Below are 15,537 nucleotides of genomic sequence, written 5' to 3' on the forward strand. Positions count from 1 at the left end.
CTACTTAGCAAGCGGAGCCCATCATGGAAAAACGTGAAGAACTCTACCGCGGCAAAGCCAAATCGGTTTACAAGACCGACGACGCTGACCGCTTGATCCTGCTGTTTCGCAACGACACCTCGGCGTTCGACGGCAAGCGCATCGAGCAGCTCGACCGCAAAGGCATGGTCAACAACAAGTTCAACGCCTTCATCATGCAGAAACTCGAAGCGGCCGGCATTCCGACCCAATTCGACAAACTGCTGGCCGACAACGAAGTGCTGGTGAAGAAGCTCGACATGATCCCGGTCGAGTGCGTCGTGCGTAACTACGCCGCCGGTAGCCTGGTCAAGCGTCTGGGCGTGGAAGAAGGCCTGAAGCTCAACCCTTACACCTTCGAACTGTTCCTCAAGGACGACGCCAAGGGCGACCCGTTCATCAACGAATCCCACGTCGTGGCATTCGGCTGGGGCACCGCCGAGCAACTGGTTCGCATGAAAGAACTGTCGCTCAAGGTCAACGAAGTCCTGACCAAGCTGTTCGACGACGCCGGCCTGTTGCTGGTCGACTTCAAGCTTGAATTCGGCGTGTTCAGCGACGGCTCGATCGTCCTCGGCGACGAGTTCAGCCCGGACGGCTGCCGTCTGTGGGACAAGGACACCAAGAAGAAGATGGATAAAGACCGCTTCCGTCAGGGCCTCGGTGACGTCATCGAAGCCTACGAAGAAGTCGCCAATCGTCTGGGCGTACCGCTTTAATCGACGCAAGCATCTGATAGCACGGAGAAATTTTCGAAAGAGGGTTTGCTTTCGGTAAAAGTGTTGTTATGATGCGCGCCGTTGGAGAGATGCCAGAGTGGCCGAATGGGACGGATTCGAAATCCGTTGTACCTTCACCGGTACCTAGGGTTCGAATCCCTATCTCTCCGCCATTACATAGGAAAAGCCCCGTAGATGAAAATCTACGGGGCTTTTTCGTTTCTGCGAATCCAGTATTCGTGGCTGTAGCGAGGGTGCTGAAGCGCGTTTTGCACGCTGAGGTCATTGGCAGAGAGGCAATTTAAGTAAATAGAGCCTCTGCCGACATTAGAGATACGACGCTCACAGGACCCGCCGACCCATTTAAAGCCGCGTTCGCAGAGTAGGGGGCTTTCATTATTGGCCAGCGATCGGCCGCCAGATCAAACTCGTCGTCGTTTATCCTCTGTCCAGCCATGAGGCCAGCGCTTTCACTAAAGTGGAGACTTGCTCACCTCGGCCGAGAAAAGCGCATCCAGCGAGTTCCAGCCTCGCTCCCTATTTGAATTGGTTTGAATATGATGATTCCACCATCAACCCAAGGTGCTCACCGCGCTTCTGAACGTCAGTCCGTCAAGTCAGGCAGCAGCGCCGCTCCCCACGTCGACGGGTGCGAAGTACTGGTTGCGCAGCCGCCGGTATTCGAGGATGGCGAGCCGCCAGTCGGCGTGGTTATCCATGCGTATTACCCCGAAGTGCTGCAGGATATCCTGCGCCGTTTGATCAAACTGCCTGAACGCCTGCATCTTTACGTAACCTGCGTAGCCGGTCGTGACGATGAGGTCCGTGCTCAGCTGACGGCCAGTACATTGAGTTTTTCGCTATACCGGGTGCCGAACCACGGCAGGGACGTTTTGCCGTTTCTGCGGGTGCTGCCGTTCTTGCGTGCCGATAATATCCGCACGCTGGTCAAGCTGCACACCAAGCGTTCGCTGCACTTGGGCGGGGACAACGATTGGGGCGTTGAACTGTTCGATGACCTGTTGGGCCCGGTACGATTCAGTCGAGCGCTGGAACACCTTGCCGACCCGCTGCACGTTCCAATGCTGGGTCCCCAGCGATACCTGCTGCCAGTCACCCGATTCCTCAGCGAAAGCAATCGCGCCTTGCTTGTCACCCTGGCCGAGCGTGGCGGCGTTGATCCGCAAGGCATCAACGAAGCGGATTATTTTGCCGGCACCATGTTCTTTGCGCGCACTGAAGTGTTTGCCCCACTGGAGCGGATGCAGCTCACGAGCAACGATTTCGAAGCGGAAAGCGGCCAGCTCGACGGCACCCTCGCACACACTCTGGAGCGATTTTTCGGCGTTCTGGCGAATGTTGGTCGCCAGCAGCGCAATATCGACCTTTATCAGCGCTGGTTGGCGAGTCGGCAACTGGCTGCCGTCGAGGTCGAAGGTTTACCCGCGCGACTGGCGAGCTGGCCGCGGCAACCGGACGTGTTGTTGGTGTTGACCGACACCGTGGGTGACATCGAACTGTTGCGTTCCAGCCTGGCAAGCATCGATCACCAGCTTTATCAGGCGGCGGCCATCGTGGTGCTCTCCGATGCCGAACCTGTAGGCGTTACGCCGGCCGACAATCTGGTCTGGCTGCCGTTGGCCGAATCCTGGCCGAGCCAGCTCAATCAGCTGTTGCAGGAGATCGACGTCGACTGGTGGTACCTGTTACGGGGCGGAGACGAACTGGATCCTCACGCGCTGCTTTTGCTCGCTGAAGGCATCGCGCTGAATCCCGGCGTCAGCGCTTGCTACAGCGATGAAGACTCACTGACCGCTGAAGGCTGCCAGGGTCCGGTATTCAAGCCGGATTTGAATCTGGATATGTTGCGCAGTTATCCGTATGTCGGCCGCGCACTGTCCTTCAGTCGCGAGGCCGCGTTGTCTGCTGGCGGCTTTGATCCCGCCTTCAGCGAACTGGCGCCCCACGATTTGCTTTTTCGGCTGATTGAAACACACGGCCTGGGGACTGTCGGGCACCTCGCGGATGTGCTGGTGCATCAGGCCATCAATTTCCCCCAGTGGCTCAGTGAACCCCAAGTCATCGCAAACTCGGCAGCCATCGTCGGGGCGCACTTGCAGCGGCTGGGCGTGGCTCATGAGCTGCAGGCCGGACCTTTGCCAATGGCTAATCGTGTGGTCTACCGCCATGCGGAGCAGCCGCTGGTCTCGATCCTTATTCCCACCAAGGACTGCCTGCCGATGCTGCTGCGCTGCATCGAAAGCATCATGGAGAAAACCAGCTATACGAATTACGAACTGATCATCGTCGACAACAACAGCGAAACCGCCGAAGCCCGGGACTGGTTCAACGGTATGGAGCTGTTGAACAATCCCAAGGTGCGCATCCTGCGTTATCCGCACCCGTTCAACTATTCGGCGATCAATAATTTTGCCGCCAGCCATGCCCACGGCGATTACCTGGTGCTGCTCAACAATGACACGGCGATCATTGATGGCGACTGGCTTGGTGCGCTGCTGCATCACGCCCAGCGGCCAGAAGTGGGGATAGTGGGCGCCAAACTGTTGTTCCTCGACGGGACTGTTCAGCATGCAGGTGTGGTACTCGGGTTGCGTGGCGTTGCAGACCACCCGTTTATCGGCGATTCAATGCAGTCCAACGGCTACCTTCACCGCTTGCATCTTGATCAGAACTACAGCGCTGTCACCGCCGCCTGCCTGATGATCAGCACCGAGCTGTACCAGCAAGTGGGTGGAATGGACGAGGTCGGCCTGGCCGTTTCCTTTAACGATGTGGATCTGTGTCTGAAAGTCGGCCAGGCTGGACGGCTGATCGTCTGGACGCCCTATGTGCTGCTCGTTCACGAAGCCAGTGTGAGCCAGAACAACGTCGACACGACCAAGGAAGAAGCCAAGCGCAAACGGTTCAAGGGCGAACAATCGGTGATGTACCAGCGTTGGCTTGCGCAAATCGCCAACGATCCGGCCTACAACCGCAACCTGACCCTGGAGGGCAGTGGCTTCTCCTCCAAATACCGCACCGATACGGACTGGCACCCGTTTGCCAGTCGTGAGTTGCCTCACGTGCTGTGTCACCCCCTCGACTCTTTCGGCAGCGGACACTACCGCGTGCGTCAGCCTTTCGCTGCCCTGAAAGCCGCGCAGCTGATCGGCGGAACGGTAAGCGACGAGGGACTGCAACCGACAGAACTGGAGCGCATTGCGCCGGACACGATCATATTCCAGGGGCAGCACACAACGCCTCATCTGGAGTACATGCAGGACACCAAGGCATTCTCCAGGGCGTTCAAGGTTTACGAGCTGGATGACTATATTCTTGACGTGCCCGCAGGCAACTTGAACCACGAATTGCTGCCCAAAGACATCACCAAACGCTTGAAGAAAGCGGTAGGGCTGTGCGATCGCTTGGTGGTGTCGACCGAACCGCTGGCCAATGCGCTGAAGGGCTTCAATACCGACATCCGGGTGATGGAAAACCGTCTGCCGAGCCACTGGTGGAGCGACCTGACCAGCCGGCGCCAGCAAGGCCGCAAGCCTCGGGTTGGCTGGGCCGGCGGCTCGAGTCACAGCGCCGACCTGCAAGTCATCGCCGAAGTGGTTCGTGCGCTGGAAGGGGAAGTTGAATGGGTGTTCATGGGAATGTGCCCACCAGCGCTGCGTCCCTATGTCCATGAGTTTCATAGAGGGGTGAGTATTGAAAAATACCCGCAAAGACTGGCCGGCCTGAACCTGGACCTGGCTTTGGCACCGCTGAAAGACAACTTTTTCAACGCCTGCAAAAGCAATTTGCGCTTGTTGGAATATGGCGCCTGTGGTTTCCCCGTGATCTGCTCGGACATCGTTTGTTATCAGGGGGATTTCCCGGTGACGAGGGTCAGGAACCGTTCGCAAGACTGGATTGCCGCTATTCGCGAACATCTTGCCGAACCCGATGCCAGCGCCAGGGCTGGGCAGGCCCTGCGCAGCGTTGTACTTGATCACTGGATGCTCAAGGACGAGCATCTGTTGGCGTGGCGAAACGCCTGGCTGGCGGACTGAACAAGAGGCCTGCATTGCGCGCGGGTCTCTGTCAGGTCTTTCCCACCGTCGCGCAAAGCGCCCAAGCGTGTTCGAGCCCGAAAAAAGCCTCACAGTCTTCAAACTGTGGGGCTTTTCCATTTCCGCAGGGTCGTGCAGAGCGGCTAAATCACCTTGACCGGCGTCTCCCCCTGCACAGCCTTGATCAGCCCGATCACATGCAAGCAATCCGCCTTGTTCACATACGACTCGCCACTGGCGATGGTCTCGTGGTTACCCGCCCTCAGTCTCCAGCGCCATTGTCCTTTGCCGGTGCTCGGGGTGCCTCTGGATTGCCTGTAAATCTCGAAATACATTCAGTTCGCTCCATGCGATTCATTGTGCGACAGCCTGTGTGGCGCATGCTCGCAAGCCTAGCGCAGACGGTTTTTTTGGCTATCGGACATTTGTTTCCAATCGTTCGCGGATGTTTCTGAAGGGCGCGGGCTAGAGCGTGTGGATAGGCCTCTGGATTGGCCAATATGACGCCGTCTGCGCCTTGCAACGCCGTCGACGCTCCTGCTTAATACGGGACGGCTCATGGCGTCGAATATCGTTCGGCGACCGACAAACACTATAAGAAGAGCACTCCTTTGACTGAGCACGGAACGCAACAGGCCGGGCAGGTGACGTTATCGCTGGTGGTCCCCGTTTTTAACGAGGAGGACAGCCTCGACACCTTTTTGCGGCGCATCAATGAAGTCTTTCAGGCACAGGCGTTGATCGATCTGGAGCTGGTGTTCGTCAACGACGGCAGCACAGACGCGACCCTTGATCGCCTGCTCGAACATCAGCGCCAGGATGTGCGCCTGCGTATCGTCGACCTGAGCCGCAACTTCGGCAAAGAAGCGGCGTTGTCTGCCGGTTTGCAGATCGCGACCGGGCAGATCGTTGTGCCAATCGATGCTGACTTGCAGGATCCCCCGGAAGTCATTCTGCAGATGATCGAGCGCTGGCGTGAAGGCTTTGAAGTGGTGCTCGGTCACCGCATCAGCCGTCGCAGCGACACTTGGGCGAAACAGACCTCGGCTCACTGGTTTTACCGCCTGCACAACAAAATTGCCGAACAGCCTTTACCCGAAAACGTCGGTGATTTTCGTCTGATGGATCGCTGCGTGGTGGATGCCTTGCTGACCTTGCCCGAATCCCGGCGCTTCATGAAGGGCCTGTTCGCCTGGGTCGGCTTTCGCACTACCCACGTCGATTACGAGCGCCCGGAGCGCGTGGCGGGGCAGAGCAAGTTCAATGGTTGGCGCCTGTGGAATTTCGCGCTGGAAGGCATCACCAGTTTCAGTACCGAGCCATTGCGGATCTGGACGTATGTCGGCGCATTGGTGTCGCTGGTGTCTTTCGCCTTCGCCATGTTCATCGTCGTGCGTACGTTGATTCACGGTGTCGACATGCCCGGTTATGCCTCGCTGATGGTGGCCGTGACCTTTCTCGGTGGCCTGCAATTGATCGGCATCGGCGTACTCGGTGAGTACCTGGGCCGCACGTATATCGAATCCAAACGCCGGCCGGTTTTTCTGGTGCGTCGCGTCTACGACCCCAAGGACTGATACATGGATCTCAAGGAAACCGACATCCTCGGCGACAGCATCAACGAGCATTGGTATTACTGTTCGAAAGCCGCGGCCACCCGGCGTTTGCTGGGAGATGCAACCATCGGCCGAATCCTCGATGTCGGCGCCGGTTCGGGTTTTTTCTCCCACCATTTGCTGACGCACACCGATGCGCGTGAAGCGTGGTGCGTGGATATCAGCTATACCGCCGACTCCAGCACTACCACCGCCGGCAAACCGGTGCACTACCGTCGCGGGATCGAGACCATCGATGCCGATCTGGTGTTGCTGATGGACGTACTGGAGCATGTCGATGACGACCTCGGCCTGCTCAAAATGTACGTCGATAAAGTGCCGTCCGGTAGTCGTTTCCTGATGACAGTGCCGGCATTTCAGTTTCTGTGGAGCGGTCACGACGACTTTCTCGAACACAAGCGCCGCTACACGCTGGCGCAGTTCGAAACACTGGCGCGTGACGCGGGTTTGACGGTGCAGCGCGGTGCTTATTATTTCGGCGCGGTGTTCCCGATTGCGGCGGCGTTGCGCTTGTTGCCGCAAGGCGCGCAAGCGCAACCGCCGCGCTCGCAGCTTAAACGCCATCACCCACTGGTCAACGGCGTTCTCAAGACCTTGTGCAGTCTCGAGCTGCCATTGCTGGGCATCAACCGTCTGGCCGGGTTGAGTGTGTTCGTGCTGGCGCGCAAACCGTGACCTCGGCGGAAAAAAACGCATTGATCCAGCGTGGTGTGCGTTTTGCCGTGACCGGCCTGTTCGTCACCGCGTTGCATGCGTTGGTGGCGGTACTGTTGATCAAATTCATTGCCGCGCAGCCGCCGCTGGCTAACGGCGTGGCGTTTGCCGTAGCGACCGTGGTGTCCTACGTGATCAACACCACCTGGAGTTTTTCTGCCCGTTTGCACGGGCGAACGCTGCTGCGTTTCCTGCTGGTGTCCGTAGGTGGCTTTTTTCTGGCGATGTTGGTTGCCTGGGCCGCACAGATTGCCGGGCTGCACTATCTGCTGGGCATCGTCGCGGTGGCGCTGACGATTCCGGCGTTCACCTTTGTCTTGCACAATTTCTGGACCTATCGATGAAGGCTTCACGACACCATCCGGCGCTGGGCCTGTTGCCTTTACTGCTCGGCGTTGTGGCATTTTTCTGCGTGATCGGGCCGCAAGCGCTCGATCCGCAAAACATTGCCTGGCTGGAGCAGGGCGATCCGGCCACGCATTATCTGGGCTGGGCATATTTCCGCCATTCACCCTGGATCTTTCCGCTGGGCCTTAACCCGTCCTATGGTCTGGAATTGGGCAATTCGATCATTTTCTCCGACTCCAACCCGCTGCTGGCGCTGTTGTTCAAGCCGTTCAATGCGTGGTTACCGGCGACCTTCCAGTATTTCGGTCTGTGGCTGCTGGCGTGTTTCGTTCTGCAAGCCTGGTTCGGCTGGAAACTGCTGGGGTTGATGACGGGCAATCCGTTGATCCGCCTGCTGGGCACTGGATTGCTGGTCATTTCGCCGCCGATGTTCCTGCGCATGGGCGGGCACCTTTCCCTGTCCGGGCATTTCCTTATTCTGGCGGCACTGTACCTGGCGTTATTACCGAACCTGTATCGACGTCGTCTGGCCTGGGGCGCGCTGCTGGCGGTGACGGCGATGGTGCATGCCTACCTGTTGGCGATGGTGGCGCTGATCTGGGTGGCGGATCTGCTCGGCAAGACCTTCAGCCAACAATTGACGCGACGTCAGGGCCTGCTCGAAGGCGTTTCGCTGTTTGCCGTGGTGAGTGTGTGTTGCTGGCAGGTCGGTTACTTCGCTATTGCCGATGGCGCGCAATCCGGCGGTTTCGGTTTGTACCGGATGAACCTGCTGTCGCCACTGGATCCGGCCGGCTGGTCGTTGATTTTGCCGGACCTGCCAAAAGCCAGCGGCGATTACGAAGGCTTCAATTATCCGGGTCTGGGTGTGCTGTTGCTGGTGCCGTTGGCGCTGATTGCCTTTCTGAGAAATCGCCAGCCGCTGAAGGATGAGCTTCGCCTTCGCCCTTGGCTAATGCTGGCGCTGATCGGTTTATCGTTGTTTGCGCTATCGAACCAGATTGGTGTTGGCGCACACACCTTCAGCTACCCGCTACCGAAAATCGCCATCAAATTGGCGAATGTTTTTCGCGCCTCGGGGCGGATGTTCTGGCCGGTGTTGTACGCGCTAATTCTGCTGGTGATGTTTCTGCTGGTGCGCGGTTACCGGCCACGCATCGTCGTCGCATTGCTGGCGATCGCGTTGACGATACAGGTCGTCGATACGCGCAACGGCTGGATGGGCTTGCGCAATGGCAAGATCATGACGCCGTCCGCAGAATGGCCAACGCCGATGCGTGATCCGTTTTGGGTGAGTGCGGCGGCGCATTACCCGAACATCCGCAGTCTGATGCCGCAGAATCAGTCTGAGCGCTGGCAAGTGATTGCCGATTTCGCCGCGACCCATGGCCTGAAAACCGACGCCGTTTATCTGGGGCGCATGAGTTCCAAAGCGTTGGAGCAGGCCCGACAAAAATCCCGGCACATGCTTGAGTCAGGGCAATACGATGCCGACTCCTTGTACATCCTCGACGACTCCGTGCTGGCCGATGCTGCCAAAAGCATCAACAGTGAAACGGACCTGCTGACCCGCGTGGATGGCCTGGTGGTGCTGGCGCCGGGCTGGAAGCGTTGTTCGCAGTGCCTGAGCATGCCGGATGAAGGACGGCGGATGTCACTACTGGCATTGATGCGCCCCGGTCAGACGCTGATCTTCAACTACTCCGCCCGGCCACTGGCCAACGGCTGGTCGACCCCGGAAAACTGGGGAACATGGTCGACGGGGCAGCAGGCACAGATCGACTTGCGGGTGTCACCCGAGGCGCGCTCGATTGCGCTGGATGTCATGGCATTCGTTATGCCGCAACACCCGGCGCAGCGAGTGATCGTCAGTTTGAATGGCGAGCAGGTGCTGACTACGCGCATGGTGCAACATCAGGATAATCATCTGGAAATACCGATCACCCAGAGCATCCGGCAGCGCCTGGCGGGCGATGATCGCCTGACGATCGAGCTGCAATTGCCCGACGCCATCAGCCCTGAACAATTGGGCATCAATGATGATTCACGGGTCATGGGGCTGGGCTTGAAGCGCTTGACGGTGAACTGACGCACCGTGGCGATGGACGCCGGGGCCCCGGCCTTTCTACACTGCCGGTATTCCGGGGGGGCAGGGGGCAATGGATGAACCGCAATGAACTTCGCAAGGCCGACATCAACCTGATGGTGGTGTTCGAGACCTTGATGCTCGAGCGCAACGTGACCCGCGCGGCCGAGAAGCTGTTTCTCGGCCAGCCGACCATCAGTTCGGCGCTCAATCGCTTGCGCACGATGCTCAACGATCCGCTGTTTATCCGCGTCGGCCACCGCATGGAACCGACCGCCCGCGCCGAAGATATTTTTCGCCATCTCAAGCCTGCGCTGGACTCGTTGTCAGTGGCGCTGAGCCTGACCCGCGATTTTGATCCGGCCGTCAGCACCATGACTTTCCGCATCGGTCTGTCCGATGACGTCGAGTTCGGCCTGTTGCCGCCGCTGTTGCGTGCGCTGCGCCAGGAAGCGCCGAACGTGGTGTTCGTGGTGCAACATGTCGATTACTGGCGCATCCCCGATCTGCTCGCAGCGGGTGATATCACGGTCGGTATCAGCCAGACGCGTGGCTTGCCGGCCAATGCCAAGCGCAAACTGCTGCGGCACATTCAGCCGAGCATCCTGCGCGCCGACGCCAGCGATACACCGCTGACGCTGGATGAATATTGCGCACGCCCGCACGTGCTGGTTTCGCACACGGCCAATGTCAGTGGATTTGCCGATGAGTGGCTCGCGGAACTCGGGCGCACCCGTCAGGTGGTGCTGTCGGTGCCGCAATACAGTGCATTGCCGGCATTGCTGGCCGGCACCGACCTGATTGCCAGTCTGCCGGATAACACGGCGGCGGCCATGGCCACTTCGGGGTTACTGTTCAAGGAGCCGTTCCCGTTCAAGACGCCGACGCTGGATTTGTCGATGGTCTGGCTCAGTCACGTCGACAGCGATCCGGCGGAGCGCTGGTTGCGTTCGCGGCTGGAGCAATTCATGAGCGAACGGCCATTGACCGCAGCCTGAGCCATGACACCGTGTAGGAGCTGCGGCACGCTGCGATCTTTTGATCTTCAAATCTCACGATCAAAAGATCGCAGCCTCGTTTCACTCGACAGCTCCTACAGGGATTGGTGATGAGCCGCATGTGCTATATGTACGACCTTTCTGCCAACTGACCGGGGACCTGCAATGCCACACCTGCACATGGAATACACCGCCAACCTGCCGCAGTTGAACGCCGATGTCGCGTTGATGCGGCTCAACAACACCCTGGTGGGCTCTGGTCAGTTCGCGGCGGAGTTCGATATCAAGAGCCGTGCGGTGAAAGTCGAGACCTTCAAGGTCGGAACCGCCATGGCCGAGCGCGCCTTCGTCTATGTGAAGCTGGCGCTGCTCAGCGGGCGTTCGCCGCAGATCAAGAAGCAGTTGTCAGAAAGCCTGTTGGCAGTCTTGCAGGACCTGTGCGAATGGCCGGCCGGTGTCGAGGTGCAGCTGTGTGTCGAACTGGTCGACATGGATCGCGAGTCCTACAGCAAAACCGCTATTGGCGTGTAGGACTCAGGCCGCTTCGAGTTCGCTGCACACCTTGACCACCTGCTCGCGCAACCACAGATTGGCGCTGTCCTGATCAACGCTCTGGCTCCATTGCATGTCCAGGGTAAAGCCCGGCAAGCCATTTGGTGCCTCGCAGTGATTGAACACCGCCTCGTTGGTCAGCAAGCGCTGGATACGGCGTGGCAGGGTGAGGATGAAGTCGGTCCCGGTGATCATTTTTAATGCCGCGCTGTAGCTGTTCGAGCGCGCAACGATCTGGCGTTTTTGCGCCTGCCGCGCCAGCCAGCCGTCGACCATGTTGGTGGTCGACGTCCACGGTGTAGGGAACACATGCCGGCGTTCGGTAAAGGCCTGCAGGCTCAGGCGCGGCTCCAGTGGCGTGGCGCGTTTGTCGAAGACGCAGACCAGATCATCTTCCAGCAGCATCCGCGATTTCAGGTCGGTGTGATGGCGGTGGAAGTTGGGGCCGAAGCTGATCACCAGATCGAGGCTGCCGTCGCGCAGCTCATCCGCCGGCACATCGGTCTCGAACTTGTGCATGTTGACCATCACCGGCAAATCGTCGAAGTCGAAACGCTTCAACAGGCGCGGCAGAATCAGTTGCTCGAAGTATTCCGGGGCGCAGATGTTGAAGGTGACGGCTTGCCGGGTCGGGTCGAACGTGGGGGCGCCGGCGTGGCACAGGTTGATACTTTCCAGAATCTTCTGCACATGGCCGTACATGGTGCTGGCCTTGTAGGTCGGACGCATGCCGGTGCGGGTGTTGATGAACAGTTCGTCTTCGAAACTGGTGCGCAGTTTTTTCAAACAGTAACTGACGGTGGACTGGCTGACGAACAGGGTTTCTGAAACATCGGTAACGCTGCTTTGCTCATAAACAGCGATAAACACCATGAGATCCTGCATGTCGAGCTTTCGAAGCAAGTTACTGTTCAGCATCCGTTCCGTCTCGCTGTGCTCCTTGCGCTGAATCCGCGCAAACGTGTGCGAATGATCCTAACGGAACGATGGTGCCAGGATAAAGCCCTGTAGGACGTTTCACAGTCAGTTGTGGGACAGAAAGTTTTACGAACACGACGTCCCCGACAAAACCACTGAAATGTGGCCAGAAGCCTTTATCTCGACGCGGGAAAGTGTCGGGCGTAATGCCTGGGATCGAAGCGCCACACCATTAACAGCATCACTCCCATCACAGCGGTCAGCGCCCACCAGGCCCATTCGAAACTCCCAAGCCAATCGCGGATCATTCCGGCCAGCAGCGGCGAAAGGCCGGCGATCAAGTAACCGATGCCCTGCACGAACGCGGTCAGCCCACCGGCGCGTTGCGGGTTGTCGAGGTGATCGAGCGAGACGATCAGGCTCATCGGAAACAAACCGCCAATACCCAAACCCAACAGGCACGGCCACAGCAGGCTGAGCTGTTGTGGGCTGAGGATCAGGCCGCAAAATCCGCTGATGATCAGCATCAGTAACGCCATCAGAATCACGCGTCGATCCCGGCTGCGATTGGCGATCGCCGGCACCACCAAGCCGGAAATCACCTCCATGGCCGTCAGAAGACCCAACAACAGCCCAGCGTTTTGTTCACTCCAGCCTTTTTCCACGTAATACGGCGCGAGCCAGGCCAGCACGCAGGTGTAGGACGCTGTCCCCAAACCAAAGAAGATCGCCAGTAACCAGGCGCGGGAATTGGCGAGGAACGAGTCTTTTCTGGCTACCGCCATCTCCGTGGAGGGTTGCTGGCGGCGTTGGAACCACCAGAACACAAACGCGAGTAAAGCCAGCATCGCCCAGAAGGCCAGACCACTGCGCCAGCTCCCGGTTTGCATCAGCACCAGCGGCGCGAGCGAGGCGGCAAGCGCGGCGCCAGCCATGATCGACGTGACGTATAGACCCATGCACAGCGCGACGTTGTCAGCGAAGCGCGATTTGATCAGCGCCGGCATCAACGCCTGAATAAGTGCTATGCCGATGCCGGCCAGCACGGCGCTTGCAATAAATTGGGCAGCAGAGTCGATAAACAGTCGTGACAATGTTGCCAGGCCGATGATCAGCAAGGACAGCAATACCGTCCGTTGCTCACCCAGCCGTTGACTGATGCCAATACCGAAAAACATCGCCAGGCCCATGGCCATCACCGGCAGCATGGTCAGCAGTGAAGCGACAGTGAAGCTCAGCGGGATGTCGCCGCGAATGGCCGACAGTAACGGACCGACTGCCGCCATCGACGGACGCAGATTGAGCGCGACGAGAATGATGGCGAGCATCAACAAGACGGCGGGGCGAGCGGTGGCGCGGAGGTTTTCCATCGTCAGACCTTTGGACAGGGCGGATGATTAGGCGCGGAACCGCTTGTGCTGGGCAAACCAGAAAATCCACAGCCCTTTTTAAAAATCAAATACCGATCCCTGTAGGAGCTGTCGAGTGCAACGAGGCTGCGATCTTTTGATCTGGCTTTAAAGATCAAGATCAAAAGATCGCAGCCTGCGGCAGCTCCTACAGGGGACGCATTGTTTACTGAATAAAAGCTGAACCATTCTCAAATACTTCACAAGTTTCATCACGTCACCAAAGTCCAACTAATCGTTGGCGTCTTTTTCACAAAAAATTGATGGTTGCCTGCTTAAAGTTTGTCATGCCTTGGTTAATGAAATTTTCACAACTGAAATTTCTTTCATGGACTGAGGCTCTTCTTTTCAGGAATCGCCCTTTCTATGTTGAAGTTAAAAGCCGTGCGCCCGGAATGGGTGACGTTGATCGCCAGCGCCTTTCTTTTAATCGGCTGCAATGTTGTCCTCTGGCAGCACCTGTTCGAGATCACCACCGCAGATGGCAAGGGCATCGCCATGCGCGTGGCGTTTGGGGTAATGATCCTGGCGGCATTCAACATTGTGCTGACGGTTCTGGCTTTCCGTCCGCTGCTCAAACCGCTGTTGACCCTGATATTCCTGATCAGCGCCGGCGTGGCTTACTTTATGAGTCAATATGGCGTAATGATCGATGCCGGCATGTTGCGCAACTTTGCCGAAACCAATGCAACGGAAGTGCGTGATCTGCTCTCGTTGAAGTTGTTTGCTTATATTCTGTTGCTTGGTGTCTTGCCATCATTTTTGTTGTGGAAGTTGCCGATTAATTATCGTCGCTGGCACCGTGAGTTGCTTAGTAAAGTTATTGTCAGTGTCGCCTCGGCAGCGGTAATTGGCGGCGTGGCCCTGGCCAACTATCAGGGCTTGTCTTCACTGTTTCGCAACCATCACGAAATTCGCCTGATGCTAGTGCCGAGCAACTACATTGGTGCTTCGGCTGGTTACCTGCGTGAACAAGTGGTTTCGGCGCAGCAACCGTTCGTCAAGATCGGTGAAGACGCTGAGCGCAATCCGGATGTGAAGCTTCAGCCGCGTAAATCCCTGACCGTGTTAGTGGTGGGCGAAAGCGCCCGGGCGGAGAATTTCGGCATCCTCGGTTATGACCGCGACACCACACCGAAACTGGACAAGGAAGCCGGGCTGATCGCCTTTACCGATGTACATTCCTGCGGCACGGAAACGGCTGTTTCTGTGCCGTGCATGTTCTCCAACATGGGTCGCAAGGATTACGACGCCAGCAAGGCGAAGAATGAAGAAGGTTTACTCGATGTGCTCAAGCGTGCCGGGATCGACGTGATCTGGCGTGACAACCAGTCTGGCTGCAAAGGCACCTGTGATCGAGTCACCCTGCAGGATGTCAGCAACCTGAAGGACCCGGCGCTGTGCGCCAACAGCGAGTGCCGCGACGAAATCCTCCTGCAAGGCCTGCAAGGTTTTATCGACCACCTGGACAAGGACACCGTTCTGGTCCTGCACCAGATGGGCAGTCACGGTCCGGAATACTTCAAGCGCTATCCAAAGGAATACCAGCACTTCACGCCTGTTTGTGAAAGTAACGCGCTTAACAATTGCAGTCGCGAAAGTATCGTCAACGGTTACGACAACACGCTGGTGTATACCGACCATGTGCTGTCGAGTCTGATCGATGTATTGCGCAGCAATCAGGACAAAGTCGATACCGCCATGTTGTACCTGTCGGACCACGGTGAGTCGCTGGGCGAATACAACTTGTTCCTGCACGGAACGCCTTACATGCTGGCGCCAGAGCAACAAAAGCATGTAGCGATGCTGGCGTGGTTTTCCGACAACTATCAGAAGGCTTATTCGGTCGACACCCATTGCCTGCAGATGAGCCGCGATAAACCTCTGAGCCAGGACAACCTGTTCCACTCGATGCTTGGCCTGCTTGAGGTCAAGAGCAAGGTCTATCAGCCGGGTCTGGACATGTTTGCCGGTTGCCGTGGCGCGGTGATTGACGGCGTGCTCGCGAAGGAATGAGGCCAATCGGCTCCGTCGTTCTGACGTGACGGGCCTGTCTGTTTCCTCTGTCAGACTATTCTTGCTCTTTGGCAGGACATTTCGT

At 57.8% G+C, this 15,537-nt stretch carries 12 protein-coding genes and 1 tRNA gene; 10 read left to right on the plus strand and 3 right to left on the minus strand.

Features of this window, described 5'->3' with window-relative positions:
• Positions 1 to 23: 23 nt before the first annotated feature.
• The 3 genes from purC (at position 24) to PspR84_RS07445 (ending at position 4,795) form a co-directional block, all read left to right on the plus strand.
• The gene (gene purC, locus PspR84_RS07435; RefSeq protein WP_008077821.1) at positions 24 to 737 is read left to right on the plus strand and encodes a phosphoribosylaminoimidazolesuccinocarboxamide synthase; all 714 of its coding nucleotides are present in this window, start codon (positions 24 to 26) and stop codon (positions 735 to 737) included.
• Positions 738 to 820: 83 nt separating this feature from the next.
• Positions 821 to 910: transfer RNA gene (locus PspR84_RS07440), tRNA-Ser, on the plus strand.
• Positions 911 to 1,297: 387 nt separating this feature from the next.
• Positions 1,298 to 4,795 (plus strand): rhamnan synthesis F family protein, encoded by a 3,498-nt coding sequence (locus PspR84_RS07445; protein WP_160056556.1) that lies wholly within the window; start codon positions 1,298 to 1,300, stop codon positions 4,793 to 4,795.
• A gap of 143 nt (positions 4,796 to 4,938) precedes the next feature.
• On the opposite strand, the gene PspR84_RS07450 is transcribed toward PspR84_RS07445, so the two are convergent.
• Positions 4,939 to 5,130: a DUF1508 domain-containing protein gene (locus PspR84_RS07450; protein ID WP_160056558.1), complete on the minus strand. Its 192-nt coding sequence runs from the start codon at positions 5,128 to 5,130 to the stop codon at positions 4,939 to 4,941.
• Positions 5,131 to 5,406: 276 nt separating this feature from the next.
• Between PspR84_RS07450 and PspR84_RS07455 the strand changes: the two genes are divergently transcribed.
• From PspR84_RS07455 to PspR84_RS07480, 6 genes are all read left to right on the plus strand, one after another.
• Positions 5,407 to 6,372, plus strand: coding sequence for a glycosyltransferase family 2 protein (locus PspR84_RS07455; protein ID WP_160056560.1), 966 nt, complete (start codon positions 5,407 to 5,409; stop codon positions 6,370 to 6,372).
• Positions 6,373 to 6,375: 3 nt separating this feature from the next.
• Complete coding sequence (locus PspR84_RS07460; RefSeq protein WP_160056562.1) at positions 6,376 to 7,086, plus strand: class I SAM-dependent methyltransferase; 711 nt, start codon at positions 6,376 to 6,378, stop codon at positions 7,084 to 7,086.
• Positions 7,083 to 7,469 (plus strand): GtrA family protein, encoded by a 387-nt coding sequence (locus PspR84_RS07465; protein ID WP_160056564.1) that lies wholly within the window; start codon positions 7,083 to 7,085, stop codon positions 7,467 to 7,469. The genes PspR84_RS07460 and PspR84_RS07465 overlap by 4 nt, the downstream gene beginning before the upstream one ends.
• Positions 7,466 to 9,562: a DUF6311 domain-containing protein gene (locus PspR84_RS07470; protein WP_160056566.1), complete on the plus strand. Its 2,097-nt coding sequence runs from the start codon at positions 7,466 to 7,468 to the stop codon at positions 9,560 to 9,562. The genes PspR84_RS07465 and PspR84_RS07470 overlap by 4 nt, the downstream gene beginning before the upstream one ends.
• 74 nt (positions 9,563 to 9,636) lie before the next feature.
• Positions 9,637 to 10,557: a LysR substrate-binding domain-containing protein gene (locus PspR84_RS07475; RefSeq protein ID WP_160056568.1), complete on the plus strand. Its 921-nt coding sequence runs from the start codon at positions 9,637 to 9,639 to the stop codon at positions 10,555 to 10,557.
• Positions 10,558 to 10,722: 165 nt separating this feature from the next.
• On the plus strand, positions 10,723 to 11,088 hold the full coding sequence (locus PspR84_RS07480) for a 5-carboxymethyl-2-hydroxymuconate Delta-isomerase (protein ID WP_093438263.1): 366 nt from the start codon (positions 10,723 to 10,725) through the stop codon (positions 11,086 to 11,088).
• A 3-nt stretch (positions 11,089 to 11,091) separates the two neighbouring features.
• Here the strand turns inward: PspR84_RS07480 and PspR84_RS07485 are convergent, their stop codons facing one another.
• Both PspR84_RS07485 and PspR84_RS07490 read right to left on the minus strand, forming a co-directional pair.
• On the minus strand, positions 11,092 to 12,027 hold the full coding sequence (locus PspR84_RS07485; RefSeq protein WP_007911368.1) for a LysR family transcriptional regulator: 936 nt from the start codon (positions 12,025 to 12,027) through the stop codon (positions 11,092 to 11,094).
• A gap of 176 nt (positions 12,028 to 12,203) precedes the next feature.
• Positions 12,204 to 13,397, minus strand: a complete 1,194-nt coding sequence (locus tag PspR84_RS07490; RefSeq protein ID WP_160056570.1) for a cyanate transporter — start codon at positions 13,395 to 13,397, stop codon at positions 12,204 to 12,206.
• Between the two features lie 405 nt (positions 13,398 to 13,802).
• On the opposite strand from PspR84_RS07490, the gene PspR84_RS07495 reads away from it, so the two are divergent.
• The gene (locus PspR84_RS07495) at positions 13,803 to 15,452 is read left to right on the plus strand and encodes a phosphoethanolamine--lipid A transferase (protein WP_160056572.1); all 1,650 of its coding nucleotides are present in this window, start codon (positions 13,803 to 13,805) and stop codon (positions 15,450 to 15,452) included.
• Positions 15,453 to 15,537: the final 85 nt, after the last annotated feature.

It is taken from the genome of Pseudomonas sp. R84 (assembly GCF_009834515.1).
GTDB lineage: Bacteria > Pseudomonadota > Gammaproteobacteria > Pseudomonadales > Pseudomonadaceae > Aquipseudomonas.